We start from the raw sequence: 24,218 nt of genomic DNA, 5'->3' as shown, positions 1-24,218 counted from the left end.
AACAACCGAAATGAATTTGAAAGATTATATTGCCAGTATCCCAGACTATCCGAAAGAGGGAATAGTATTTCGTGATATCTCACCGTTAATGGCTGATGGCGAAGCTTACCGTGAAGCGACTAAGCAAATTGTCAATTACGCAAAAGAAAAACAAATTGATATGGTCGTAGGACCAGAAGCTCGCGGCTTTATCGTGGGCTGTCCCGTTGCTTTTGAATTGGGCTTAGGTTTTGCACCAGTTCGCAAGCCGGGTAAATTGCCACGTGAAGTAATTGAAGTTGAATATGAAAAAGAATATGGTACGGATACTTTGACGATCCACAGTGATGCCATCAAACCTGGTCAACGAGTGTTGATCACTGATGATTTATTGGCTACTGGCGGAACGATTAAAGCAACGATCGAATTAGTTGAAAAACTTGGTGGCGTTGTTGTAGGTTGTGCCTTCTTGATTGAGTTAGAGGAATTGCACGGGCGTGATAAAATCCAAGGGTACGATATTTTAACTTTAATGGACTACTAAGAGAAAGCTGGAGAGATATTCCAGCTTTTTTATTTTGCCCTTTGAATTGATTAGGACAGACAATCAAAACCACCCGTGAAACGGGTGGTTTGCTCTTCGGCTGAAAGCCTCTATTACCGGCCTTGGCCTGAAAGGCCATCTGAAGGCTTCCTCCCGCACCACATCTACTCACTGATTCTAAAAGAATCTCTCTTTATCTCTTCTTGTTTTTTTCTCCTGTAAATGGATCTACTTCTTCAAACAATGTTAACTGGTCCGCTACATGATCTTCCTTGAGTTGTTTACGAATATATTCTGCTATCTGTTCCTTATTTCGACCAACCGTATCCACATAGTATCCGCGACACCAAAATTTACGATTCCCATATCGATACTTCAACTCCGCATGTCGATCGAATATCATTAAGCTGCTTTTTCCTTTTAAATATCCCATAAATTGAGCCACACTTAGCTTTGGTGGAATGCTGACAAGGAGGTGAACGTGGTCCTTACAAGCATTTGCTTCATGAATTTCTACCCCTTTTCTTTCACAAAGCTTACGGATGATTGCTCCGATACTTTCTCTATATTTCCCATAAATGATTTGTCTACGATATTTTGGTGCAAATACAATATGATACTTACATCTCCATTTTGAGTGTGCTAAACTTTCTTTATCCTTCATCATAAGGATACCTCCTAAATTTGATTGTGATGCGGTCGGGAAACCATCATCAGTTTATCAATTTTGGGAGGCTTTTTTAATACCACGCTGGAAGCTCTCCGGAACCATAGGCATAGCCTATGGTTTTCAAAACATACAAAAAAAGCTGTTAGAAAAAAATCTAACAGCTTGGGGATTAATTTTTAAGCAGATTTATGATAGTGCTGATCACAAGTCACATAATAAAAATCTTCGGCCGGTTCTTTATAATAGTGTTCTTCTTCGATATCATCTTCATCATATTGACGTTCAGCATAATGCTGTGCATACTTCCGTTCATCCCACAACATAAACCAAACAAGGAACAAGCCAGAAAAAATGACGATCGTAGCTAAAGAACCTAACTTACCAATCAATAAACCTAGTAACAATACAGCGATAATCAAACCAAATCTTCTTACTGCTTTCATCAATAATCACTCCTAATTCGTATTAATGAACTCATTTTTACTAAAGTCAAAAATGAGGTTTATTCTCACCACGTAGATCATTCCGCTAAACTTGTTCTAATTTTTAGACTGTAAATCTAGTTTTAATTATTTATCGGGAAAAGCGGAACAGACATCCTACTATCATGCGAACATGTGTTTGTATATTCATTATACGAATGTTTGTTCGTTTTGTAAAGAAAAAAATAATCGGAAGTAAATTCCGATTAATAAATATGGTTGCGGTACAATCCAACGACCTTCCCAAGAATAGAAACATTGTCGAAAATAAGTGGTGCCAACTCATCATTTTCAGGTTGTAAACGAATATGATTCGATTCGCGATAAAATCTCTTACACGTAGCTTCGTTCTCGTCAGTCATAGCAATGACGATCTCACCATTTGTTGCTGTCGATTGCTTTCTAACGATGACATGATCACCATCATAGATACCAGCGTTAATCATACTTTCGCCGCGAATCGTTAACATGAATAGGCTGCCTTCTTCACTCGACAAATCTGGAGGAACAGGGAAGAAGTCCGATGCTTCCTCTACAGCTAAGATCGGTTCACCGGCTGTGACAACACCTAGCATAGGGATCACTTGCGGAGTAGCTCCTATTTTTTCTAAACCTGTAATGGTCAATTCAATTGCTCTTGGCTTTGTGGGGTCGCGTAGTATCCAACCTTTTTTCTCTAATCTGGATAAGTGTCCGTGGACTGTGGAAGTAGATGAAAGACTCACAGCTTCTCCAATTTCTCTTACAGTGGGTGGGTAACCTTTATCTTCAACGCGTTCATGAATGAAACGTAGAACTTCTAATTGTTTTGTTTCCGTTCTTTTTGCCAATGCCCGCACCTTCTTTCGTTTTTTTTAGTGTAGCATAGTTATCTGAACAAATCAAACAAGCGTTCGCATTTGTTTGTACTTTCAACTTATTTTTTTTTATGTATAATTAGAAAGGGAAAAGAGGTGCTCAAGATGATTAATGATGAAACAATTGCACGTATCAACGAATTAGCTAAGAAAAAAAAGACAGTCGGCTTAACAGATGCGGAAGCGCATGAACAGAAGGTTTTACGGGAAGAGTATATCGCTTCCTTCCGCAGTGGAATGCGCCATCACATCGAAGGGATGAAGGTCGTTGATCCAGAAGGCAACGATGTTACACCAGAGAAATTAAAAGAGATTCAAAAGAAAAAAGGATTACACAACAGAAAGTAAATCTTTTGTTGGTAAGTGATTGAAAAGTCAAAATAAATCGGTTACAATGAATCTGTAATTAAAGTATTTATGACCAAAAAGGAGGAAGTAATTTGTTCGACAAAATCGATCAACTAGGTGTAAACACAATCAGAACGTTAAGTATTGAGGCAATTCAAAAAGCAAACTCAGGTCATCCGGGGTTACCAATGGGTGCGGCGCCAATGGCTTATGCTTTATGGACCAAACATTTAAATGTTAATCCAGCTACTTCATTAAACTGGCCAAACCGCGACCGTTTCATTTTATCTGCAGGTCATGGTTCTGCAATGTTGTACAGCTTATTACATCTTGCAGGCTATCAAGTAACGATTGATGATTTGAAAAATTTCCGTCAATGGGAAAGTAAAACACCAGGACACCCTGAATTCCAACATACAGATGGTGTTGAAGCAACTTCAGGTCCTTTAGGTCAAGGTATTTCGACTTCTGTTGGGATGGCAATGGCTGAAGCCCATTTAGCGGCGACTTATAACCGTGACAGCTTTAATGTCATGGATCACTATACGTATGCACTATGTGGAGATGGCGACTTAATGGAAGGTGTTTCCGGGGAAGCTAGCTCTATGGCAGGTCATATGAAGCTTGGAAAATTGATCGTATTGTACGATTCAAACGACATTTCATTAGATGGACCTACTTCAAAAGCCTTCACTGAAGATGTTGGTGCTCGCTATGAAGCTTATGGCTGGCAGCATATTTTGGTCAAAGATGGCAACGACTTAGAAGCAATTTCTAAAGCAATTGATGAAGCAAAAGCGGAAACGGACAAACCTTCATTGATCGAGATCAAAACAGTTATTGGTTTCGGTGCTCCTAAAGAAGGGACTTCAGCTGTTCACGGTGCACCAATCGGTCAAGACGGTATTGATGCTGCTAAAGCTGTATATGGTTGGGAATATCCTGACTTTACAGTACCAGAAGAAGTAGCAAAACGTTTTAAAGAAGAAATCAATGATAAAGGGGCAAAAGCAGAAACTGACTGGGATGCGATGTTCGCTAACTACGAAAAGGCGCATCCTGAATTGGCGAAACAGTTCAAGCTGGCCTTCGCTGGCGAGTTACCAGAAAACTGGGAAGAGTCTTTGCCTGTTTATGAGGAAGGCACTGCGCAAGCAAGCCGTGTATCAAGTAAAGATGCGATCCAAGCAATCACCAAGGCAGTTCCTAATGTATGGGGCGGTTCAGCTGATTTGTCTGGTTCTAACAATACAACAATCGCTGATGAACCAGAATTCCAGCCTGGCTCTTATGAAGGCCGCAACATCTGGTTTGGTGTTCGTGAATTCGCGATGGCAAGTGCAATGAATGGTATCCATCTGCATGGCGGAACTCGTGTTTATGGCGGGACATTCTTCGTATTTACTGACTACCTGCGTCCAGCTGTTCGTATGTCTGCGATCCAAGGATTGCCAGTCGTTTATGTATTAACCCACGATTCAGTGGCTGTCGGAGAAGATGGACCAACTCATGAGCCAATTGAACAATTAGCTAGTGTACGCTGCATGCCGAATGTACAAGTGATTCGTCCAGCTGATGGCAATGAAACATCTGCTGCATGGATTCAAGCGTTGGAAACGAAAAACAAACCGACGATTTTAGTATTAAGTCGCCAAAACTTGCCAGTGCTGCCAAACAGCAAAGACATGGCCAAAGAAGGCGTAGCTAAAGGCGGGTACGTGATCTCTAAAGCAGAATCAGATACACCAGATGGCATCTTAATCGCAACGGGTTCTGAAGTGAATCTAGCGGTTCAAGCACAAAAAGAATTAAAAGCACAAGGAAAAGACGTTTCTGTTGTTTCTCTTCCAAGCTTTGATTTATTTGAAGCACAGGATGAAGCATACAAAGAATCTGTTTTACCAAAATCCGTAACAAAACGTATAGCGATCGAAGCCGCATCTCCATTTGGTTGGGAACGTTATATCGGATCAGAAGGTAAAATGATTGGCATTGATCATTTTGGCGCTTCAGCCCCTGGAGATTACGTTTTAGAACAATTTGGTTTCACAGTAAGCAATGTTGTAAATACATTTAACGAGTTATAATTGTAATAGGTAAAGTTGAGGAGAGATGTCTTCTCAACTTTTTTTGTCCTATATTAGGTATTTGAAACAGAGATTAATAGTTACGACTTGCTATCATTAGTTTACATAATATTTTACTGTGACACTTCTTTTTAACTGTGCTTACATATTTTCTTTGTAAAAAATAAAAATGTTTATTCGTGAGCAAATTTATTTAGACAGAATTTAAATTCTGTTATACTATCCTTGTGCAAAAGATTGCAAACAAAAAAACGATTAAACGAAAGAGGGACGACAATGAAAGTAGTAGTAGTAGGATGTACGCATGCCGGTACCGCAGCCGTTAAAAATATTTTAGCAAACCACCCAGATGCTGAGGTGACAGTCTTTGAGCGAAATGACAACATTTCTTTCTTATCTTGTGGAATCGCTTTATATGTAGGGGGCGTTGTTAAGGATCCAGCAGGTTTATTCTATTCTAATCCTGAGGAACTTACTTCTCTAGGTGCAAAAGTGAACATGGAACACGATGTAACAAACATTGATACAGAAGCGAAGAAAGTAACAGCAAAAGACCTTAAAACCAATGAAGAAAAAATTGTCGATTATGATAAATTAGTGGTAACTACCGGTTCTTGGCCAATCATTCCGCCAATTAAGGGAATCGAATCAAAAAATGTTTTATTATGTAAAAACTATAACCAAGCAAATGTCATCATTGAACAAGCCAAAGATGCAAAAAAAGTCGTTGTTGTTGGTGGCGGATATATTGGGATCGAATTAGTTGAAGCGTTTGCTGAATCTGGCAAGCAAGTGACTTTGATCGATGGCCTATCAAGAATTTTGAATAAATACCTAGATGAGCCTTTCACGAATCTTTTAGAGAAAGAATTAGTTGATCGGGGCGTAACATTAGCTTTAGGCGAAAATGTGAATGAATTTGTGGCGGATGATTCTGGTACTGTAACGAAAGTGGTAACAGCCAGCCAAGAGTTTGATGCGGACATGGTGATCCTATGTGTTGGTTTCCGTCCTAATACAGATTTGTTGAAGGGGAAAGTAGATATGCTTCCAAGCGGAGCGATCAAAGTGAACGAATATATGCAATCAAGCAATCCAGATATCTTCTCTGCTGGTGATTCCACAGTTGTTCATTACAACCCAACAGGTCAGGATCAATACATCCCATTAGCAACAAATGCCGTACGCCAAGGGATGCTGGTTGGTCAAAACTTAGTTGAACAAAAAATGAAATACCGTGGAACACAAGGAACCTCAGGGCTATACTTATTTGGTTGGACAATCGGTTCTACAGGGCTTACTAAAGAAAGCGCGGCACTAAATGGTATCGACGTAAATGTAACAGTGATTGAAGACAATTACCGGCCAGAATTTATGCCGACAACAGAAAATGTATTGATGGAGATCGTTTCGGAAAAGGGAACGAATAAGATTCTAGGTGCACAGTTCCTTTCAAAATACGATATTACTCAATCTGCGAATACATTATCAGTAGCAATCCAAAACGGGATGACGTTAGAGGATTTAGCCTTACAGGACTTCTTCTTCCAGCCACACTTTGACCGTCCATGGAACTATCTGAATATTTTAGCTCAAGCTGCCTTGGCAGAAGCTGAATAAAGAAAGAAGGAGGGGCTCCCCTCCTTTTTTTGTGTTGTTTTAAACATTTTCCAGGATTGGACTTCCTGTTTTTTTAGTGTAAACTAAATGGGAACGGAGGATTCAAAATGATTTCACTAAAAGAATATCTAACTGGCGGAGAGACTACAATCTCAAATCTGTTATTACAAAACTATACAAAGCTTGGCTTGAATACAAATGAATTTATGCTGTGGTTGCAGCTTTATGCAGCGCATCAAGGGGGAGAGGACTTCCCTGATTTGGCAGCTATCGCTAAAAATATGGGGAGCACAACAGAAAACATATACAGTGTGCTGAATGCCTTAGTTGAAAAAGAGTTTGTCACTCTTGAAACAACTCCGGACGAAAACGGAAGACAAAGTGACCGCTATAATTTGCTTCCCGCTTTCGAAAAATTGAACATATTGAAGGAACAAGAACGCTTTGAAGCAGAAGAAAAGAATGATTTAGCGGCACAAAAGAAGATGCTGCGATCTTTTGAGCAGGAGTTTGGGCGTCCCTTATCACCAATCGAGTATCAGAAAATTGGCTACTGGTTGAACGATGACCAATATTCACCGGCTTTGATTGAACTGGCGCTACAAGAAGCTGTGCTGAATCAAGCGTACAATTTTAAATATATCGAGACTGTCTTGCAAAGCTGGGAAAAGAAAAACATCCGTTCAAAGGCTCAGGTAGAAGAGGAGCAACGCCGCAGGAAGCAGATTCTATTGCAAAAAGATGAACAAAATCACTCTGAAGAACTTCCGAAGGTCTCTTTATATAATTGGTTAGAGAGGAAAGATCCAGATGCTTAGTAAAGAAAAAACGATGGAAGCTATGTCACGAATGTACCAAATGTTTCCAGACGCGGTGGGAGAGCTGCATTCAGAATCGCCTTTTCAGCTATTGATTGCAGTGATTTTGAGTGCCCAAGCTACAGATGTTTCAGTGAATAAAGCTACCCCTGCACTTTTTTCAGCTTATCCGACTCCAGAAGAATTGGCTCAGGCACCTATGGATGATATCATCGCCAAGATCAAAACGATTGGACTCTATCGCAATAAAGCAAAAAATATCAAGGCTTGTGCACAAATGCTGTTAGACGATTACGGCGGGATCGTTCCAGACTCCCGCGAGGAGCTAATCAAACTGCCAGGCGTTGGACGCAAGACCGCCAATGTCGTGCTAGGAGATGCCTTCGGAGAGCCGGCAATTGCCGTCGATACTCATGTCGAGCGAGTTACTAAACGTTTGCGAATCTGTAAATTGAATGCTTCTGTAACTGAGGTCGAAGCCACTTTGATGCGTAAAATCCCCAAGGAGTTGTGGGTCAAAAGTCATCACACCTTAATTTTCTTTGGTCGCTATCACTGTACGGCGCGTTCTCCTAAATGTGAAATATGCCCATTGTTAGACATGTGCCAAGATGGCAAAGATCGTTTAAAAGCCGCTCGAAAATAATTTTCGAGCGGCTTTTTCTAATTATTATTTACAGCAGATTGAATATTTTGCTGTGCAGGTGTCGGCGCAGGGTCTGGTTGACTGGCGCTTGACGATGGTTGAGAAGGCTGCGGTTCAACAGATGACGATGGCGTCGGAGTCGATGAAGGAGCCTCACTGCTGACAGGTGGAGCAACAGTCGATGATTCCGATACACTTGTCTCTGAGCCTAGGCCACTGCTTGAACCAGTTGTACTGAAGTAGTTGTTGTAATACGAGCTTTGAACAGAGTAACTTGGTTGCATCGGAACTGATGTTGCCCCTTTAACATAGAGCTCATTTCCGATTCTCAGTACATCATCTGGCATAACCCAGTCTTCGTTTGAAACATTTTCTGAAGCATAGCTCATCATTTCGCGATAAACATCTTGAGCAATATATTCAGATTGACTAGTAATTGGCTTCATTCGGTCATCATAGCCTGCCCAAATGGACAATGAGAAATGAGGCGTAAAGCCAGTGAACATTACATCCGGTGAAATTGTCCCATAATGAGGGATTTTGGCCAATTCATCGGTTGTATAATTAGAGGTCCCCGTTTTACCAGCTTGGAACAGGTTAGGTATTTGCGCTTTGAAGCCCGTTCCTTTTGTAATCACATCTTTTAAGATATCGGTTATCATATAGGCGGTATAGGGCTCCATGGCTTTCTTGCCTTTATTTTCAAAGGTTTGTTCAGAGCCGTCTTGATATTTAATCTTGTTAATGTAAAGCGGCTCGTTATAGGTTCCGCCATTGGCAAAGGCCGCATAAGCGATAGCCATTTTCTCGGTAGAAATACCATATTTCGTTCCGTCTTGGGTTTCTGTATTACTGGAAATAGCGTTGGCTTGCAGAATATCTTTGTATTGAATATTCAATTTCTTCAAGAACTTCGATACATTTTCAGGTCCTACTTCATTAAATAATTTCACCGCAGGCACGTTCCGTGAATCGTACAAAGCCTGGCGAAGGGAAATATTTCCCTGATAGCTGTTGTCCCAGTTTTTAACTTCTGTTTTCGTTCCCTCATAATAGTACGGTTTATCATCAATTCGATCGGCGGTTGATTTTTGCAAATACTCAAAGGCTGGACCGTAATCAGTGATTGGTTTAACAGTGGAACCAAAGTCTCGATTGGTGTTTACTGCACGGTTCATTCCTAAGTAAACATCATCAGCAATATTCCGACCGCCGATTTGTGCCGTGACTTTCCCTGTTTTGCTGTCAACTAATGTTGCGGCAATCTGTAATTCTTCGTCAGGGTATTGGACGTATTCATCGCCATTTACAATCGAATAAAGTCGATTTTGGGCATCAGTATCCAGATTCGTGTAGATGTCCAATCCATCTGTATAGACATTTTTACCCGTTTTTTCTTCCACCTGAGCAATTACTTCTTTTACGTAATTATCAGCAACTTTTCTTTCTTCGTTATCCGTTTCTAGTGGTAACAGCCCTTGATCGATCGGTTCATTTGTCGCTTTATCATACTCGTCTTGAGTAATTTTTTTATTGTTCAACATTGTATAAAGCACGGTATCCCGGCGATCCTTTGCAGCTTCTGGATGCTTATAGGGGTCGTAGGAATTAGGCGCTTGCGGCATACCAGCTAATAACGCGGTTTGCGCGATAGTCAGGTGCTGCAATTCTTTGCCATAGTAAGTTTCAGCGGCAGTTTCCATGCCGTAAAGTCCATTTGCCATATATACCTTGTTAATATAGTAGGTTAAAATCTCTTGTTTGGAATGTTTCTTCTCAAGCTGAATTGCCAACCAAGCTTCCTGCGCTTTTCTTCGCAAGGTTTGATCAGAAGCCTTTGTCGAGAAGAAAGATAGCTTAACCAGCTGCTGCGTTAAGGTACTTCCGCCTTGGAGACCGCCCTTATTTGAAATATTGTGGATCAGCGAACCCATGATTCGAACCGGATCTACACCATTGTGTTTAAAGAATCGACGATCTTCCACAGAGACGATCGCGTCATCTAATTCTTGAGGGATCTTAGTAGCGCTGACCTTTTCGCGTTTCTCAGCTCCTAGATCTTCAAAGATATTTCCGTCACTGTCATAGAGCTTAGAGGATACAGTCGCATCCAGTTTCTTTTCGCTTAAGGCTGGTGCATCTTTAACATAGAAGAAAAAGATTCCTATACCAGTAAGTAATACTGCACAAAGAAAGCCTACAATTGCAATCGCTATTTTCAACCCGATATGGCGATTTCCTTTCTTTTTTTGTGCAGGTTTAGGTTTCTTTCCTTGGGAAGCTCGCATTTTTTTCTGCGAACGTGAGGGATTAGCCATTTGATTAACTCCTTTTTTCAAGATATTGTTCCACCGCTGCCAAGTAAGGGATTCTCGGCGCAATTTGCGGTGTGATCTCGATACCAACAGTTTCGATTAATGCAAGTGGTATTGATTTTTTACCATTTTCCTGTTCATTCCAATAGTTTACCAGTTCTTGGGCAGAAAGAAAAAAGCAACGATTTAAGCTTGAAAACCACAGTAAAACAAAACAAATCGCATCTTGTCTCAAGCATTGCTGCATATGAGTGATTTGATGCTGATGGAAATTTTTCAATGGGAAAGAAGTTTTGTTTTTTGTTTCCTTTGCTTCAAAATCTAGATAGTATCCACGATAAACCCCATTATAATCAGTAGTAGAAGGTTGTCTAAAATACGCTTCCTTAATCACTGCTGCGCTGCGTTTGGGGTAATCGACTTTAACAATCTGAAGCGGCGTTGGCTTTTTATGGATAACTGCCTTATCATGAGTTAAGTAGTATTCGTTGCTTTGATTGATTGCTTCTTCAAAGCGCATCCCGCGATTAGCAAACGTCGTCTCTTTTTTTAATGAGCGTTCTCGTGGATTCTTTTGTGAAAATAGCTGACCATTAGGGTAGTGAAAGGTCATTTTCATCACACTCCTGCTAGCTATTATAGCAAATTTTTTCGAAAGATATTTTATTTTTAAGTGAAAGTAAGGAAAATGCAATGAATGAAACAATACAGCGATTATACGTAACCGGATATCAAAGCTATGAGCTGGGAATATTCAACGAGAAAGATCCTCGTGTGAAAGTCATTAAGAATGTTTTAAAAAGAGAATTGACTGCACTGATCGAAAATGGATTGGAGTGGGTTATGATCAGCGGAAGTCTTGGAACGGAAATTTGGACTGGTCAAATAGTCAATGAATTGAAACAGGACTATCCAGAGATAAAGTTAGCCATTATTTTTCCCTTTGAAGGTTTCGGAAGTAACTGGAAAGAACACAATCAATTATATTTGAGTGAGCTGGTCCAAACCGCAGATTATGTGGATTCTGTCAGCCATCAGCCTTATCAGAATCCTGGACAGTTTAAAAATCATGTAAATTTTTTGCTGCAGCATACAGATGCAGCATTGATCGTTTATGATACTGAGTATCCTGGTAAAAGCAAATTTTTCTTAGCAGATGTGGAAAAATATCAAGAAAGAAATTCTTATGAATTACTTACGATCACTATGGATGATTTAGAAAATTCCTCAGACTTTGGGGATAGTGTTTGATTTCCTTTGATATATCAGCTAGAATATATAGGAAAGTAAATTAAGATTAGAGCTAATGAGGTGGAAAAATGGCGAATGTAATCTATACTCCTAATGATATTTTGGAGCAAGAATTTAAAACAAAAATGCGTGGCTACGATCCAATCGAAGTCGATGAATTTTTGGACAATGTAATTAAAGATTATGAAGCTTATAACAAAGAATTATTAACATTGAGAGAAGAAAACGATCGATTGAAAGCCAAAGTCGAACAACTGTCAAAAGCTCAGCCAGCACCTTCACGTGTGAAAGAAGCGGCGCCTAAGAGTTCAGCTGTTACGAACTTTGATATCTTGAAACGTTTATCAAATCTTGAAAGAGAAGTTTTCGGCAAGAAACTAGATCAGCAAGCATCTGCTCAAACTTCTTCAGACTTCGGTCAAAGCTATACTCAAGATGAGAGTGATATCGAAAAAACTCGTCAATTTTAAATTTGAATGATGCAATTTTTGGGTGATCGCGGTCTGCTTTGCGCAGGCTGAGGAAAGTCCATGCTCGCACAGACTGAGATGTCTGTAGTGTTCGTGCTTAGCGAAACCATAAGCTAAGGTACTTCTTTTGGAGTAACGGCAGAAAAAAGGGCTAAGGAGTAATCTATGCCTGAGTATTCTTGAAAGTGCCACAGTGACGAAGCATTTTGAGAAATCAAAATGGTGGAACGCGGTAAACCCCTCGAGCGAGCAACCCAAACGATGGTAGGGGCGCTCTTTCTAAGGAAATGAACGATGGAAGAGACGGCATTTATGCCGGAGATAGATGATTACCACGACGATCACACTTCCCTGAGTTGATCGCCGTACAAAACATGGCTTACAGAAAATTGCAGCAATTCAGGGTGTGCCTTCCAACTTTGTGTTGTGAAGGTTTTTTTCAGTTCTGCTTTCTACGAACAAGTATAGATCACTGATTCTGTTGTTTAACAGGATGAACGAACTTGCTCGTCGATTGTTAATTACTGTTTAACAGAGAATCAACTATTATGGAAAAGAAATAAAAAGGAGTTCTTATGGAAAAACAATATAATTTAATTGCAACGGCAGCCGCTGGTATTGAGGCATTAGTAGGAAAAGAACTAAGAGAATTAGGAATCGATTGTCAGGTCGAGAATGGCCGTGCGCGGTTCAAAGGGGATTTAGAAACGATTGCTACAGCAAATCTATGGCTGCGTACGGCAGATCGAATAAAAATCATTGTTGATGAGTTCGATGCGTTTACCTTTGATGAACTATTTGAAAAGGTCAAGGCGATCCCTTGGGAAGATTTTTTACCGCTGGATGCTGAGTTTCCTGTGGCCGGACGTTCGATCAAATCAAAGCTTTATAGCGTTCCTGACTGTCAATCCATTACTAAAAAGGCGATAGTTGAACGTCTGCGTGAAGTCTATCATCGTCCAGCGCGAGTACCGTTGCCTGAGACTGGCGCATTATTTCAACTTGAGGTTGCTTTGCTGAAAGATCATGTGGTCTTGACTCTAGATACAACCGGACCAAGCCTATTCAAACGAGGTTATCGCTTGGAAAAGGGCGGGGCACCTTTGAAGGAAAATATGGCTGCTGCATTAGTCATGTTGACAAACTGGCGCAAAGATCGGCCATTCTATGATCCGGTTTGCGGTTCAGGAACTTTGTGTATCGAAGCTGCATTGATCGGTCATAACATCGCGCCGGGCTTTAACCGCGAGTTTGCTTGTGAAGCATGGGATTGGTTTGACGCTGCTGCTTTTGATAAAGTACGTACCGCGGCCGATGAAGCAGCGGATTATGATATCGAGTTGGATATCGCCGGTTCTGATATCAATGGTCGTATGATCGAAATTGCTCGTGCCAATGCAGAAGAAATCGGCTTAGGAGATTCAATTCAATTCAAGCAGCAGGCAGTTAAGGATTTTAATACTCAAAAGGATTATGGGGTGATCGTAGCGAACCCGCCTTATGGAGAACGGTTAGGAGAAGAAGAACAGGTTCGGGTACTGTACCGTGAGATGGGAGATGTTTTCCGTCCATTAAAAACATGGAGCAAATATATCCTGACGAGCGATTTGGCTTTTGAAGAGTTTTATGGAGCTAAAGCAACTAAGAAGAGAAAGTTATACAATGGAGCCATCCGTACAGATTTATTCCAATATTGGGGTGAACGACCACCGAGAAAGCCGCGTACAGATGCAGAATAGTAAAATAGCAGCTATCCGTAATTATGCGCAAGATAAGCTGAGCAGCGATCGCAGCGGACATGATTTTTACCATGTGGAACGGGTGGCGAAAATAGCGGTGAAACTAGCCCGGCAAGAGCACGTCGCAGATACATTAATCATAGAAGCAGCTAGTTATCTTCATGATGTGATTGATGATAAGGTCGTTGCAGATGTTGAAGCTGAAAGAGAAAGCCTTAAAAAGTTTTTAAAAGAACTTGATTTTTCTAAGGAAAACACAAAGGAAGTTTTTCATATTATTGAGAATATATCTTTTTCAAGGGAAATTGAAGAAGGGAAGGTGGAGTTGACTCCAGCCGGGCAAATCGTTCAGGATGCGGATCGGATTGATGCCTTGGGTGCCATTGGGATTTTGCGGACCGCTTATTACGGCGGACATACGCAAAGCCCTTTATACGATCCAAATATTTTACCACAGGACTTTAAAAGCAAACAGGAATATCGTCAAAAAAGTACCGTGATCAATCATTTTTATGAGAAGCTTTTCAAATTGCCAGCAACGATGAATACGGAAGCTGGAAAAAAGGAAGCCCAACGCAGAGTGGAATTTATGGAAGACTTTTTAGAAACTTTTTATTCTGAATGGAATTTATCATAAAAGTGAAGGGAAAATGATCGGTTAAAAATAAAAAAATCCTTGGGACAAGACATATTATTTCCAGTGGACCTGATTTTCTCCTATAATGTCTTATGGTTAGGAGGAACTCTGAATGCTGCATCGTGAATTCTTGAGTCCCGAAGAAGTTTTAGACAAAATGCCAAGATTGTCTGAAGGATTGTTTGCTATTCGCTGTAAACTTAAATATAAAACCTATCAGGTAATTTTATATAAATATCAAGAGGACTATTTCTTAGTGGAAAATCCCGCATTGATCAGTGTTTTGCTTGAAAAAGATCAAAGCTTTTTTGGAACGCCTGAACAACTATTGAATGAGATCGAAATATCGTTTGAGGAGAATAATTATCAGCCTGCTTCAAAAGAGTGGGTCAATTTAGACTTGAACACGTTGAAATTATTGAATCATGTAGAAATCAAATTCTTTGATTTGGAAGAATAACAGGTTGACCTGTTATTCTTTTTTTCTAAATTGCCGGAATAAATAGTAGACGTTGATGACTGTAAGGATTGCTCCTAAAGCAAATGGAACGATCAAACGCCCTTGACTGTAGCCAAAGTTTTTTTGAAAACTTTCTGCTGAAGTAAGCGAGATGACTGTTCGACTATAGTTATAGACTTGATAACTGAAAGTTGTTAGGAAAACAGCAATCAAGGTCAAAGCAAAACGTCGATAATCACTATTTTTCATTCGTTTCGCAAAATAGAAAATCATATAGGCGACTAATAAAGCCGCGGGAACGCCAAATGCAAAAAGCGGATTAAGCATCTGAGATTTACCTCCTTAAAAAAATGGATTTGTTTTTATTTTACCACAATACTAAAAAAAGCCTTGCTGATTCGAATGGTCAGTAGCAGATTCTATCAATGAGGGAGTTTTATGAACAGCTATATTTTTCCAATCAAAGCGGCGATGATCACTTTTCCGTTTTTAGCGCTGCTTATTACCGCACCGTTTTTAATCTATTACTACCGTAAATATGGACAATTAGGAAAGCTGAGAAGTGTCATTTTATATTCCTTTGTTTTCTACTTGCTCTGCGCGTATTACTTGGTAATCTTGCCTTTGCCCAGTATAACCACGGTGTCACAAATGACTGGTCCGCGATACGAGCTTCATTTGTTTCAATCATGGCAGAACTTCGCGAATCAAACTGTCTTGCAGCTGAATAATCCCAGTACATATTTAGCTGCAATGAAGCAGAGTGTCTTTCTTGAGCCTGTTTTCAATATTTTTCTACTATTTCCATTTGGACTATATTGCCGCTATTATTTCAAATTTACACTAGCTAAAACGATTGTGGCAGGCTTTTGCTTATCTTTATTCTTTGAGCTGACACAATTAAGCGGTCTGTATTTCATTTATCCGCGGCCCTACCGATTGTTTGATGTGAATGATTTACTGCACAACACACTGGGCAGTATTGTAGGCTTTGCCTGCGCGCCTTTATTTACCTTCTTCCTGCCAACGAGAAGCGAGCTTGATTCAGAGTCATTAATTAAGGGGCAACAGGTTTCATTGTTGAGGCGTTTCGTGGCCATGATCATCGATTGGTTGGCTATCGGTTTTTTCAGTACTCTGCTAAGTTTTTTCAGCCAGGTATTTCCTGCAAGTATTCGAGAATTTTTAAGTGTCCCACCATCAGTTTCACCTTGGAGGTCGTGCTTTATTTTATGCTCCTTATGTATGTGTGGAACGGTCAGACCTTTGGGAAAAAAATCGTTCGTATCAAGGTTGTAGAGAAAAACAGAGCACGTATTCGATTGTGGAGTCTCGTTAAACGCTACAGTGCATTTTATTTACTGCTTAACGGATTGCTGCAGATTTTTACTTTTACGATGTCCCATTTGCCAACCAATAATCACTCGATTTTTATTGCTTATGTCACATTCGGTTTTATGAGTTTAGGAATTTTACTTTTATTTCTATTCAACTTATTGTATGCTCTCATAAGAAGAAAAAACCGCCTATTCCATGATAAAGCGAGTCGAACGTATACGATTAGTACGTTAAAGAAAGAGGTATAACATGCGAACTTTTGAATCATTCAATCTCCAGCCATTTATTCTTGATGCTATCAAGGATAAGGGTTTTACTGAGCCGACTGCGGTTCAAGAAAAATTAATCCCCTTAATCAAAAAAGGGAAAAATGTGGTCGGACAATCACAAACCGGATCGGGGAAAACCCACACATTCTTACTCCCTTTAATGAACAATATTGATGCCGCAAAGGATGAGGTACAGATCGTCATTACAGCACCTAGTCGTGAGTTGGCAACTCAGATTTATCAAGCAGCGATTCAAATCGCACAGTTTGCGCCTGCTGAAATTCGTGTAACGAATTTTGTCGGCGGAACGGATAAGCAGCGTCAAATTGATAAACTGGGAGCACACCAGCCCCATGTCGCTATCGGAACACCCGGTCGAATCCTAGACATGATGAATGAACAAGCTTTGAAAGTTCATACAGCAAACTATTTCGTTGTTGATGAAGCGGACATGACCTTAGATATGGGCTTCCTGACCGAAGTCGATCAAATCGCCGGTCGTTTACCAAAGCATTTGCAGATGCTGGTCTTTTCTGCAACAATCCCAGAAAAACTACGTCCTTTCTTATTAAAATATATGGAAAATCCGGTGATCGAAGAAATCCGATCAAAAGCGGTGATTTCTGATACGATTGAAAATTGGCTGATCTCGACAAAGGGCCAGGATAAAAATCGATTGATCTATCAATTGCTGACGATCGGACATCCATATTTAGCGATCGTTTTTGCCAATACGAAGCAGCATGTTGATCAAATCAGCGATTATTTGAAATCTCAAGGTCTAAAAGTTGCGAAGATCCATGGTGATATTTCCCCGCGTGAACGAAAGCGCGTCATGCGTCAGGTTCAAAACCTAGAATATCAATATGTAGTCGCAACAGATCTAGCTGCCCGCGGTATCGATATCGAAGGTGTCTCTCACGTCATCAATGCCGAAGTTCCGCAAGACTTAGACTTCTTTATTCATCGTGTCGGCAGAACAGGGCGTAATGGGTTATCAGGAACAGCCATTACACTGTATGGACCGAGTGATGAAAATGATATCAGCTTGATCGAAAAAATCGGTGTGACATTCCAACCGAAGGAAATCAAAAACGGTGAGATCGTTGATACGTATGACCGTAATCGCCGAAAAAAACGTGAAAAATCAAAGGATGAGCTAGACCCGACATTAATTGGTTTAGTGAAGAAATCTAAGAAGAAAATCAAACCAGGCTACAAGAAAAAAATCGATCGGGCAATTTCAGAGTCGAATAAGCAGAAACGTCGTCAAGCACGACGTCAAGATGAACGGACCGTTCGAAAAAATAAAAAACGCTCAAATTCTTAAAGAAAAGAACTTGTATCCAATTAATCGGATACAAGTTCTTTTTGCATTTTGACACAGGGGATACCGTCTTCTTCGAAAACAGCTGAAATCACTTGATACCCTCGTCTTTCGTAGAATGATTGCGCACTAAGCTCGGCTGAAAGAATTGAAAAGCGGCAGCCTTTGATATGCTACCCCTAACTAGGACAAAGAAACAATTAAATCTTAGTTAGGGGTTTTTAGTATGGGAAAAAGAAAGATGTCAGGGACTCCAGTAGAACGAGTGGCTATTGTTGAACAGTGTTTAAATGGAGAGATTAGTAGAAGCCAAGCTGCTCAGAAAGCTCAAGTAAGCATTAGAACGATTCGCAGGTGGTGTATTCTCTATGAAAATGAAGGACCAACTGGATTGCTCGCTACCAAGAAAAATAAGCATTATTCTAAAGATCTAAAATTGACAGCTGTTCGGGATTACTTAGATGGTAACAGAGGCCTTGATCAAGTTGCTCAAAAATATGGTTTAAGAAGTGAAAGGCAACTTCGAGACTGGATTAGGATATATAATACTCATGGAGACTTCAAATCAGAAAGTGGTGGAAGTAAAGTGAGACAAACAAAAAAATTCAGTCTAGATGAACGAATCGAAATGGTCCTCTATTGTATTGCCAATGAGTATGATTATAGCGGGACAGCTGTTAAGTACCAAGTGAACTATGCCAATTTATACCAATGGGTCAAACGATATGAAGAAAAAGGCAAAGCTGGTTTAGAAGATCGGCGAGGGCGACGCAAAGCCAAGCAAGTTAGCCGAACGCCTGAAGAAGAAGCGCAGATCAAAATCGCCCAACTGGAAGAACAAGTAAAGGACCAACAGATGGAGATTGATTTATTAAAAAAAGTCAGGGAATTAGAAAGGAGGGATCACTAGGACAAGTCCGAAAAATCGTGTCTTACGAAGCAATCAAAGAGCTTCACGAGGAAAAAGGCTATGCCATTCTCCCAATGTGTAAACTTTTACAGGTTACCCGTTCTGCTTATCTTCGTTGGATCAAACATCCGTATAGCGAACGAACAGTGGAAAATATGGAATTAGCCAAAGTAATCCGAACGATTCATGACGACCATCCAGAAAAAGGCTATCGCAGTATAAATAATACACTGAATCGAGAACATGATATCCATGTAAATGACAAACGCGTCTTGCGGATCTGCCGACACGAAGGCATTCAGTCAACGATTAAACATTCAGCCAACAGTATCACGAAACGTGCGAACCAACCCTATCATGTTGCCGAGAATATCCTAGATCGGAAGTTTACTGCTGAAGCGCCGAATCAAAAATGGCTGACCGATGTCACGGAGTTCAAATATTATGTGGGACCTGAAGTGAAGAAACTTTATCTAAGCGCCATTTTAGATTTGTATGATCGTCGTATCGTCTCTTACGTGATTCGGGATACGAATGACTTGAACCTTGTTTTTGATACCTTCGATCAAGCAGTTGCCCTTGAACCAGACGCTCATCCGCTCTTTCATAGTGATCGCGGCTTTCAATATACCCATGTGAATTTTTACAAGAAAATCGTTAAAGCAGAAATGACGCAAAGCATGTCTCGAGTAGGAAAATGTATTGATAACGGACCAATGGAAGGCTTTTGGGGGATTCTCAAACGCGAACAGTATTACGGCAGAAAATTTATCAGTCGCGACGAATTGATGACAATGATCGATTCTTATATCGACTACTATAACAATGGTCGCTATCAACGAAAACTACACATCTTAACACCGATGGAATACCACAACCAATACTACGAAGCAGCTTAATGATTGTTTAGACGCTTCTTCAAATAGAAAAAAGCTGCCTTTCGCTAACCGAAAAGCAGCTCATAAACTCTTTAAATATTTCATTGTCCTATTGACGGGGTGCCCACCACTTCGCGGATTGCTCGTCTCTCGATTTGATCCAGCAGCTTAGTTCCTAGACCTTGATCGCGATAGTCAGAATCCACACACAAGCGATCAGGATTTAACGTCTGCTGATCCAGCTTTTGATAACGGACTGTCGCAACAGGCAGCTCTTCATCAAAGAAAACGAGATATTGCCGCTCTGGTGTATCCAGCTGATCAAACTCCAATCCCGGTGAAATATTTTGTTCTAAAACAAAAACTTGATAGCGCAAATAAAAGGCGGCAGCCTGCAGTTCTGGCGAAGCGCCAAAATATTCCTTCATCTTTTTCCTCATTTCTTTATGATAATGGTATAATTCTAGCATATGAGTGTTGGAGGAGGCAGAAAGATTTATGAATTTATTAGATCAATTAGACTGGTCCTATTGGAAGCGACTGAATCCTAAGGAGAAGCGTACATTATTAAGCCAGTTGTTGCTTCATTTTGTAAATCCATTGATGAAAATCTCAGATATTGAATTGAAGGATTTTGATTTATACGGCATTAAGTGTCAGACCTTTCAGTTGCTAATCGATGAAGAGGAATTTGTTTTTATTCCTGGAAACAAAGATGCGATTTTAGGCTGGAATTTAGGTACAAAGGGCCTATCTTTATTAGAAACAGCACCAAACTCTCAAGAAATTACGATTCCTCAGGATTTGCGCGGACAATATAACTTTTTTGACGTGGATTCACTGGGGGAATTGATCAATGATAAAACGACCAGCTTGCGGAAAGTCAAAATTCCGCCGATGTTCGTCCAACGTTATGCGTTACCAGCTGGAACGAATTATTTAGGAATTTATGACTCTGTGACAGGCAGCTTTTCAGGCGAAGCCGATCAATTTTCAACTTATGAAGAAGAAATCAAAGAGGTGTTATCGCCTAATCTAACACCGGAAGAAAGCATGACTTGGTCATTTCCAAAAAATGTCCTGAAGGAGGATCGCTGGTATATCGAGATGGTTCCTCATTCGGACAGTTATCATGTTTTTAGTCACGAAAAGCATACCTATACCAGCCTGCGGAAAAAAATTCGGAAGAAAAATTTTGATCTATTGACTGAAGATCAGTGGGAATACGTGAATGGCGCAGGCAGTCGCCGATTGTTCCGATGGGGGAATGATCTAAACGTTGCCGATCCCTATCGCGGAAAAAAGGTGCGTAAAATGATGGAGCAGGCGAATATGTTTGGCTTATTTTTTGATACATCGATGGAACGCTTCGAAATTACCGAAGATCCAGGTGTTCTCAAATTGACGAATAAGAAAAATCACGTAGGAATTCCAATCGTTGATTTTCTACCGTTATCAAGTTATTTCAGCAATACTACTGCGATGCTCCATGAAGAGGTCTTATCACCTAGCGAGTATCTATACCGCAAGGCGATTTTAATCAAGATCTAGTTTGACTTTTGACAGACTTTTTTCTATACTCTTAAAAGGATATGGTTTATTCCTTACGCTTCTACAGAAAGTGCACGATTGTTGAAAGCTGCACGTTGCGAAGAATAAATTGCTCCCGATAATTTTGATTGAAAAATCAACGCTGCTCAGCGTTAGCGAGCTGAAGAGGTAATGATCAAACTATCATTGCAATCAAGGTGGTACCGCGAGTTTTCGTCCTTGACTGCAGTGGTAGTTTTTTATTTTTTTGAGAAAAGAGGAGAACAGATGAAAAAATTATCAAGCGCTGAAGTGCGCCAAATGTTTTTAGATTTCTTTAAAACGAAGAACCATATGATTGAACCAAGTGCATCTTTGGTGCCGGTTAACGATCCAACATTGCTATGGATCAACTCAGGTGTAGCAACGATGAAAAAATATTTTGATGGGAGTGTTGTACCTGAAAATCCGAGGATCGCTAATGCGCAAAAATCAATCCGTACGAATGATATTGAAAATGTTGGGAAGACAGCTCGCCATCATACGATGTTCGAAATGCTGGGGAATTTCTCGATCGGCGACTATTTCAAAGTGGAGGCGATCGAATGGGCATGGGAATTCTTGACATCACCGGATTGGATCGGCTTTGATCCAGATAAATTATATGTAACTGTGTATCCAGAAGACAAGGAAGCAAAACGCATCTGGTTAGAAGAAGTCGGCATTCCGGCTGATCATGTAGTTGAAATTGAAGATAACTTCTGGGACCTTGGTGCTGGTCCGAGCGGTCCTGATTCAGAAATCTTTTATGACCGGGGAGAATCGTTTAACGATTTGGCGGAAGATGATCCTGAAAACTATCCTGGTGGCGAAAATGAACGCTATCTGGAAATCTGGAACTTAGTGTTCTCCGAGTTCAATCATACGCCGCAAGATACGTATGAACCACTGCCTCATCAAAACATTGATACGGGCATGGGACTGGAACGGATGGTTTCAATCATACAGGATGCTCCTACCAACTTTGAGACAGACCTGTTCTTGCCGATCATCGGTAAGGTTGAAGAATTGAGCGGAAAAACATATGGTTCTGATAAGCAGCTGGATATTTCGTTCAAGGTGATCGCTGACCATATTCGTTCGTTAGCGTTCGCAATCGGTGATGGTGCACTTCCTTCCAATGAAGGTCGCGGATATGTATTGCGTCGTTTATTACGTCGTGCCGTTATGCACGGCAAGAAATTAGGAATCGACGAAGCTTTCCTATACAAGCTTGTCCCCGTTGTCGGTGAAATCATGGTGAGCTATTATCCCGAAGTGAAGCAGCAAGAAGCATTTATCGAAAAAGTTGTCCGCACAGAAGAAGAACGTTTCCATGAGACGATCAATGACGGCTTGACGATGCTGAATGGTGTATTAGCAGAATTAAAAGCCAAAAATGAAACTACTTTAGATGGTAAAGTGATTTTCAAGCTTTATGATACATTTGGATTCCCAGTGGAACTGACTGAAGAAGTTGCTGAGGATGAAGGCTTGAAGGTGGATCACGAGGGCTTTGAAGTAGAGATGCAGGCTCAAAAGGAACGGGCACGTGCAGCACGTACGACAGAAAAATCTATGGGTGTACAAACAGCATTACTAGGTGATATCAAGGTCGAAAGCCAATTCGTCGGCTATGATCAGTTAGAAGCCGAAAGTGAATTACTTGTCATCTTACAAGACAATGTGATGGTCTCTGCTGTGAATGACGGCGAGGCTCGATTGATTTTTGCTGAAACACCTTTTTACGCTGAAATGGGTGGACAGATCGCAGACAAGGGAGTCCTTGTTGATCACGAGGGCAAGATTATTGCCAATGTAACCGATGTGCAAAAAGCACCGAATGGACAGGCTCTTCATACTGTGGAGGTTCTCGCTTCGTTAAAAGAAGGAGAAAGCTATTTCCTACAAGTAAATGCGGCATTCCGTAATAAGGTAATCAAGAACCATACTGCAACACACGTCTTGCACAAAGCATTGAAGGAAGTTCTGGGGGATCATGCAAATCAAGCAGGGTCATTAGTCACAGATACGCATTTACGATTTGACTTCACACACTTTGGGCAAGTAACCGCGAATGAGCTGAAGGACATGGAAAAAATCGTCAATCAAAAAATCTGGGAGGCAATTCCAGTCGTAACAATCGAAACAGATATCGATACCGCGAAAAATATGGGTGCGATGGCGTTATTCGGCGAAAAATACGGCCATGATGTTCGTGTCGTAAACATTGGCGACTGGTCGATCGAACTATGCGGCGGAACACATGTGATCAACACTGAAGATATCGGCTTATTCAAGATCGTTTCTGAATCAGGTATCGGTGCCGGGGTTCGTCGCATCGAAGCTTTAACAGGGAAAGAGGCCTATGAAGCATTCCGCGAGGAAGAAGAGCAATTGATGCAAGTGGCCCAAATTGTGAAATCTCCGCAAATCAAAGAAGTGGTTAGCAAAACAGAGCAGCTGCAGCAGCAATTGCGGGAACTGCAAAAGGAAAATGAGCAATTGGCAACAAAATTGGCCAATCAACAGGCGGGCGATGTCTTCAAAGAGGTGAAAGAGGTCAACGGTACGACAGTGATTACTGCACAGGTTAATGTAAAAGACATGAATCAGCTGCGTCAGTTAGCGGATCAATGGAAGCAAAAGGCTTTGTCTGACGTTTTAGTCCTTGGAACGGTACAGGGAGAGAAAGTAAATCTGCTTGCAGCAATGAGCCCAGCAGCAAATGAAAAAGGCTTGAAGGCGGGCGATCTGATCAAAGCGATTGCACCAAAAGTTGGCGGCGGCGGCGGCGGTCGTCCCGACATGGCGCAAGCTGGCGGAAAGAATCCAGCCGGGTTAACCGATGCATTAACAGAAGCTGTTAACTGGTTAGCATAATGTAAGATAAGTTTGGCAGACAGCATCTATAAGGTGCTGTCTTTTTATGAGAAAACAACTATTCATCAGCGTGTTTCTTTTATTACGAGGGCGAATTCGGTATAATTCAAATGAGAGAATT

General features: G+C 40.8%; 24 protein-coding genes, 1 other RNA gene and 1 pseudogene. 18 read left to right on the top strand and 8 right to left on the bottom strand.

The window, feature by feature from the left end; all coding sequences use genetic code 11:
- Window positions 1-10: 10 nt before the first annotated feature.
- Complete coding sequence (locus IGI67_RS03425) at window positions 11-523, top strand: adenine phosphoribosyltransferase (protein ID WP_207106515.1); 513 nt, start codon at window positions 11-13, stop codon at window positions 521-523.
- Between the two features lie 193 nt (window positions 524-716).
- Here IGI67_RS03425 and tnpA read toward each other — a convergent pair whose 3' ends face one another.
- From tnpA to lexA, 3 genes are all read right to left on the bottom strand, one after another.
- On the bottom strand, window positions 717-1,190 hold the full coding sequence (gene tnpA / locus IGI67_RS03420; RefSeq protein WP_429956563.1) for an IS200/IS605 family transposase: 474 nt from the start codon (window positions 1,188-1,190) through the stop codon (window positions 717-719).
- Between the two features lie 179 nt (window positions 1,191-1,369).
- Complete coding sequence (locus IGI67_RS03415; RefSeq protein WP_429956757.1) at window positions 1,370-1,636, bottom strand: hypothetical protein; 267 nt, start codon at window positions 1,634-1,636, stop codon at window positions 1,370-1,372.
- Window positions 1,637-1,881: 245 nt separating this feature from the next.
- Complete coding sequence (lexA, locus tag IGI67_RS03410) at window positions 1,882-2,505, bottom strand: transcriptional repressor LexA (protein WP_429956756.1); 624 nt, start codon at window positions 2,503-2,505, stop codon at window positions 1,882-1,884.
- 132 nt (window positions 2,506-2,637) lie between these two features.
- Between lexA and IGI67_RS03405 the strand changes: the two genes are divergently transcribed.
- The 5 genes from IGI67_RS03405 to nth all read left to right on the top strand — a co-directional run bounded on the left by IGI67_RS03405 (window position 2,638) and on the right by nth (window position 8,051).
- Window positions 2,638-2,880 carry a DUF896 family protein gene (locus tag IGI67_RS03405; protein ID WP_207106512.1) on the top strand — a complete coding sequence of 81 codons (243 nt, stop codon included), beginning with the start codon at window positions 2,638-2,640 and terminating at the stop codon, window positions 2,878-2,880.
- Between the two features lie 92 nt (window positions 2,881-2,972).
- Entirely contained in the window at window positions 2,973-4,967 is a 1,995-nt protein-coding gene (tkt, locus tag IGI67_RS03400; protein WP_429956755.1) for a transketolase, read from the top strand.
- 276 nt (window positions 4,968-5,243) lie between these two features.
- Window positions 5,244-6,587 (top strand): FAD-dependent oxidoreductase, encoded by a 1,344-nt coding sequence (locus IGI67_RS03395; protein ID WP_207106510.1) that lies wholly within the window; start codon window positions 5,244-5,246, stop codon window positions 6,585-6,587.
- A gap of 107 nt (window positions 6,588-6,694) precedes the next feature.
- Window positions 6,695-7,405: a DnaD domain protein gene (locus IGI67_RS03390; RefSeq protein WP_429956754.1), complete on the top strand. Its 711-nt coding sequence runs from the start codon at window positions 6,695-6,697 to the stop codon at window positions 7,403-7,405.
- Window positions 7,398-8,051 carry an endonuclease III gene (gene nth / locus IGI67_RS03385; RefSeq protein WP_429956753.1) on the top strand — a complete coding sequence of 218 codons (654 nt, stop codon included), beginning with the start codon at window positions 7,398-7,400 and terminating at the stop codon, window positions 8,049-8,051. Before IGI67_RS03390 ends, nth begins: the two co-directional genes overlap by 8 nt.
- A 17-nt stretch (window positions 8,052-8,068) precedes the next feature.
- Here the strand turns inward: nth and IGI67_RS03380 are convergent, their stop codons facing one another.
- Window positions 8,069-10,369 carry a PBP1A family penicillin-binding protein gene (locus tag IGI67_RS03380; protein WP_207106507.1) on the bottom strand — a complete coding sequence of 767 codons (2,301 nt, stop codon included), beginning with the start codon at window positions 10,367-10,369 and terminating at the stop codon, window positions 8,069-8,071.
- 4 nt (window positions 10,370-10,373) lie between these two features.
- The gene (gene recU / locus IGI67_RS03375) at window positions 10,374-10,979 is read right to left on the bottom strand and encodes a Holliday junction resolvase RecU (protein WP_429956752.1); all 606 of its coding nucleotides are present in this window, start codon (window positions 10,977-10,979) and stop codon (window positions 10,374-10,376) included.
- Window positions 10,980-11,059: 80 nt separating this feature from the next.
- Here recU and IGI67_RS03370 point away from each other — a divergent pair, with 80 nt between their 5' ends.
- The 6 genes from IGI67_RS03370 (at window position 11,060) to IGI67_RS03345 (ending at window position 14,923) form a co-directional block, all read left to right on the top strand.
- The gene (locus IGI67_RS03370) at window positions 11,060-11,617 is read left to right on the top strand and encodes a DUF1273 domain-containing protein (protein WP_207106505.1); all 558 of its coding nucleotides are present in this window, start codon (window positions 11,060-11,062) and stop codon (window positions 11,615-11,617) included.
- Window positions 11,618-11,685: 68 nt separating this feature from the next.
- The gene (gene gpsB, locus IGI67_RS03365; RefSeq protein WP_207106504.1) at window positions 11,686-12,087 is read left to right on the top strand and encodes a cell division regulator GpsB; all 402 of its coding nucleotides are present in this window, start codon (window positions 11,686-11,688) and stop codon (window positions 12,085-12,087) included.
- Window positions 12,088-12,101: 14 nt separating this feature from the next.
- Window positions 12,102-12,474: RNase P RNA component class B (rnpB, locus tag IGI67_RS03360), an RNA gene on the top strand.
- Between the two features lie 188 nt (window positions 12,475-12,662).
- On the top strand, window positions 12,663-13,826 hold the full coding sequence (locus tag IGI67_RS03355) for a THUMP domain-containing class I SAM-dependent RNA methyltransferase (RefSeq protein WP_429956751.1): 1,164 nt from the start codon (window positions 12,663-12,665) through the stop codon (window positions 13,824-13,826).
- Window positions 13,816-14,463 carry an HD domain-containing protein gene (locus tag IGI67_RS03350; RefSeq protein ID WP_429956750.1) on the top strand — a complete coding sequence of 216 codons (648 nt, stop codon included), beginning with the start codon at window positions 13,816-13,818 and terminating at the stop codon, window positions 14,461-14,463. The genes IGI67_RS03355 and IGI67_RS03350 overlap by 11 nt, the downstream gene beginning before the upstream one ends.
- Window positions 14,464-14,575: 112 nt before the next feature.
- Complete coding sequence (locus tag IGI67_RS03345) at window positions 14,576-14,923, top strand: hypothetical protein (RefSeq protein ID WP_429956749.1); 348 nt, start codon at window positions 14,576-14,578, stop codon at window positions 14,921-14,923.
- 12 nt (window positions 14,924-14,935) lie between these two features.
- Here IGI67_RS03345 and IGI67_RS03340 read toward each other — a convergent pair whose 3' ends face one another.
- Window positions 14,936-15,250, bottom strand: a complete 315-nt coding sequence (locus IGI67_RS03340; protein ID WP_207106500.1) for a hypothetical protein — start codon at window positions 15,248-15,250, stop codon at window positions 14,936-14,938.
- 111 nt (window positions 15,251-15,361) lie between these two features.
- Between IGI67_RS03340 and IGI67_RS03335 the strand changes: the two are divergent.
- Together IGI67_RS03335 and IGI67_RS03330 are read left to right on the top strand one after the other, a co-directional pair.
- A pseudogene (locus IGI67_RS03335) lies at window positions 15,362-16,509 on the top strand (VanZ family protein).
- A 1-nt stretch (window position 16,510) separates the two neighbouring features.
- Window positions 16,511-17,860 (top strand): DEAD/DEAH box helicase, encoded by a 1,350-nt coding sequence (locus IGI67_RS03330; RefSeq protein WP_207106498.1) that lies wholly within the window; start codon window positions 16,511-16,513, stop codon window positions 17,858-17,860.
- A gap of 20 nt (window positions 17,861-17,880) precedes the next feature.
- On the opposite strand, the gene IGI67_RS03325 is transcribed toward IGI67_RS03330, so the two are convergent.
- Window positions 17,881-18,006: a GNAT family N-acetyltransferase gene (locus IGI67_RS03325; protein WP_429958604.1), complete on the bottom strand. Its 126-nt coding sequence runs from the start codon at window positions 18,004-18,006 to the stop codon at window positions 17,881-17,883.
- Between the two features lie 77 nt (window positions 18,007-18,083).
- On the opposite strand from IGI67_RS03325, the gene IGI67_RS03320 reads away from it, so the two are divergent.
- On the top strand, window positions 18,084-18,767 hold the full coding sequence (locus IGI67_RS03320) for a transposase (protein ID WP_429956748.1): 684 nt from the start codon (window positions 18,084-18,086) through the stop codon (window positions 18,765-18,767).
- A 17-nt stretch (window positions 18,768-18,784) separates the two neighbouring features.
- On the top strand, window positions 18,785-19,666 hold the full coding sequence (locus tag IGI67_RS03315; RefSeq protein ID WP_429956747.1) for an IS3 family transposase: 882 nt from the start codon (window positions 18,785-18,787) through the stop codon (window positions 19,664-19,666).
- Window positions 19,667-19,746: 80 nt separating this feature from the next.
- On the opposite strand, the gene IGI67_RS03310 is transcribed toward IGI67_RS03315, so the two are convergent.
- Window positions 19,747-20,073 carry a GNAT family N-acetyltransferase gene (locus tag IGI67_RS03310; RefSeq protein ID WP_429956746.1) on the bottom strand — a complete coding sequence of 109 codons (327 nt, stop codon included), beginning with the start codon at window positions 20,071-20,073 and terminating at the stop codon, window positions 19,747-19,749.
- Window positions 20,074-20,143: 70 nt separating this feature from the next.
- On the opposite strand from IGI67_RS03310, the gene IGI67_RS03305 reads away from it, so the two are divergent.
- Complete coding sequence (locus IGI67_RS03305; protein ID WP_207106496.1) at window positions 20,144-21,196, top strand: DUF7278 family profilin-like fold-containing protein; 1,053 nt, start codon at window positions 20,144-20,146, stop codon at window positions 21,194-21,196.
- A 267-nt stretch (window positions 21,197-21,463) separates the two neighbouring features.
- Complete coding sequence (gene alaS / locus IGI67_RS03300) at window positions 21,464-24,097, top strand: alanine--tRNA ligase (RefSeq protein WP_429956745.1); 2,634 nt, start codon at window positions 21,464-21,466, stop codon at window positions 24,095-24,097.
- Window positions 24,098-24,218 lie beyond the last annotated feature (121 nt).

It is taken from the genome of Enterococcus sp. AZ196 (assembly GCF_050498845.1).
In the GTDB taxonomy this organism is placed as follows: Bacteria; Bacillota; Bacilli; order Lactobacillales; family Enterococcaceae; genus Enterococcus_A; species Enterococcus_A murrayae.
The sequence above is the reverse complement of the archived record's forward strand: the minus strand, read 5'-3'. Positions and strand labels throughout refer to the sequence as shown.

Coding starts and splice junctions, on each gene's coding strand:
- IGI67_RS03425 (WP_207106515.1), top strand. CDS start 11: ATGAATTTGAAAGATTATATTGCCAGTATCCCAGACTATCCGAAAGAG.
- tnpA (WP_429956563.1), bottom strand. CDS start 1,190: ATGATGAAGGATAAAGAAAGTTTAGCACACTCAAAATGGAGATGTAAG.
- IGI67_RS03415 (WP_429956757.1), bottom strand. CDS start 1,636: ATGAAAGCAGTAAGAAGATTTGGTTTGATTATCGCTGTATTGTTACTA.
- IGI67_RS03405 (WP_207106512.1), top strand. CDS start 2,638: ATGATTAATGATGAAACAATTGCACGTATCAACGAATTAGCTAAGAAA.
- IGI67_RS03395 (WP_207106510.1), top strand. CDS start 5,244: ATGAAAGTAGTAGTAGTAGGATGTACGCATGCCGGTACCGCAGCCGTT.
- IGI67_RS03390 (WP_429956754.1), top strand. CDS start 6,695: ATGATTTCACTAAAAGAATATCTAACTGGCGGAGAGACTACAATCTCA.
- nth (WP_429956753.1), top strand. CDS start 7,398: ATGCTTAGTAAAGAAAAAACGATGGAAGCTATGTCACGAATGTACCAA.
- IGI67_RS03380 (WP_207106507.1), bottom strand. CDS start 10,369: ATGGCTAATCCCTCACGTTCGCAGAAAAAAATGCGAGCTTCCCAAGGA.
- recU (WP_429956752.1), bottom strand. CDS start 10,979: ATGACCTTTCACTACCCTAATGGTCAGCTATTTTCACAAAAGAATCCA.
- IGI67_RS03370 (WP_207106505.1), top strand. CDS start 11,060: ATGAATGAAACAATACAGCGATTATACGTAACCGGATATCAAAGCTAT.
- gpsB (WP_207106504.1), top strand. CDS start 11,686: ATGGCGAATGTAATCTATACTCCTAATGATATTTTGGAGCAAGAATTT.
- IGI67_RS03355 (WP_429956751.1), top strand. CDS start 12,663: ATGGAAAAACAATATAATTTAATTGCAACGGCAGCCGCTGGTATTGAG.
- IGI67_RS03350 (WP_429956750.1), top strand. CDS start 13,816: ATGCAGAATAGTAAAATAGCAGCTATCCGTAATTATGCGCAAGATAAG.
- IGI67_RS03345 (WP_429956749.1), top strand. CDS start 14,576: ATGCTGCATCGTGAATTCTTGAGTCCCGAAGAAGTTTTAGACAAAATG.
- IGI67_RS03340 (WP_207106500.1), bottom strand. CDS start 15,250: ATGCTTAATCCGCTTTTTGCATTTGGCGTTCCCGCGGCTTTATTAGTC.
- IGI67_RS03330 (WP_207106498.1), top strand. CDS start 16,511: ATGCGAACTTTTGAATCATTCAATCTCCAGCCATTTATTCTTGATGCT.
- IGI67_RS03320 (WP_429956748.1), top strand. CDS start 18,084: ATGGGAAAAAGAAAGATGTCAGGGACTCCAGTAGAACGAGTGGCTATT.
- IGI67_RS03310 (WP_429956746.1), bottom strand. CDS start 20,073: ATGAAGGAATATTTTGGCGCTTCGCCAGAACTGCAGGCTGCCGCCTTT.
- IGI67_RS03305 (WP_207106496.1), top strand. CDS start 20,144: ATGAATTTATTAGATCAATTAGACTGGTCCTATTGGAAGCGACTGAAT.
- alaS (WP_429956745.1), top strand. CDS start 21,464: ATGAAAAAATTATCAAGCGCTGAAGTGCGCCAAATGTTTTTAGATTTC.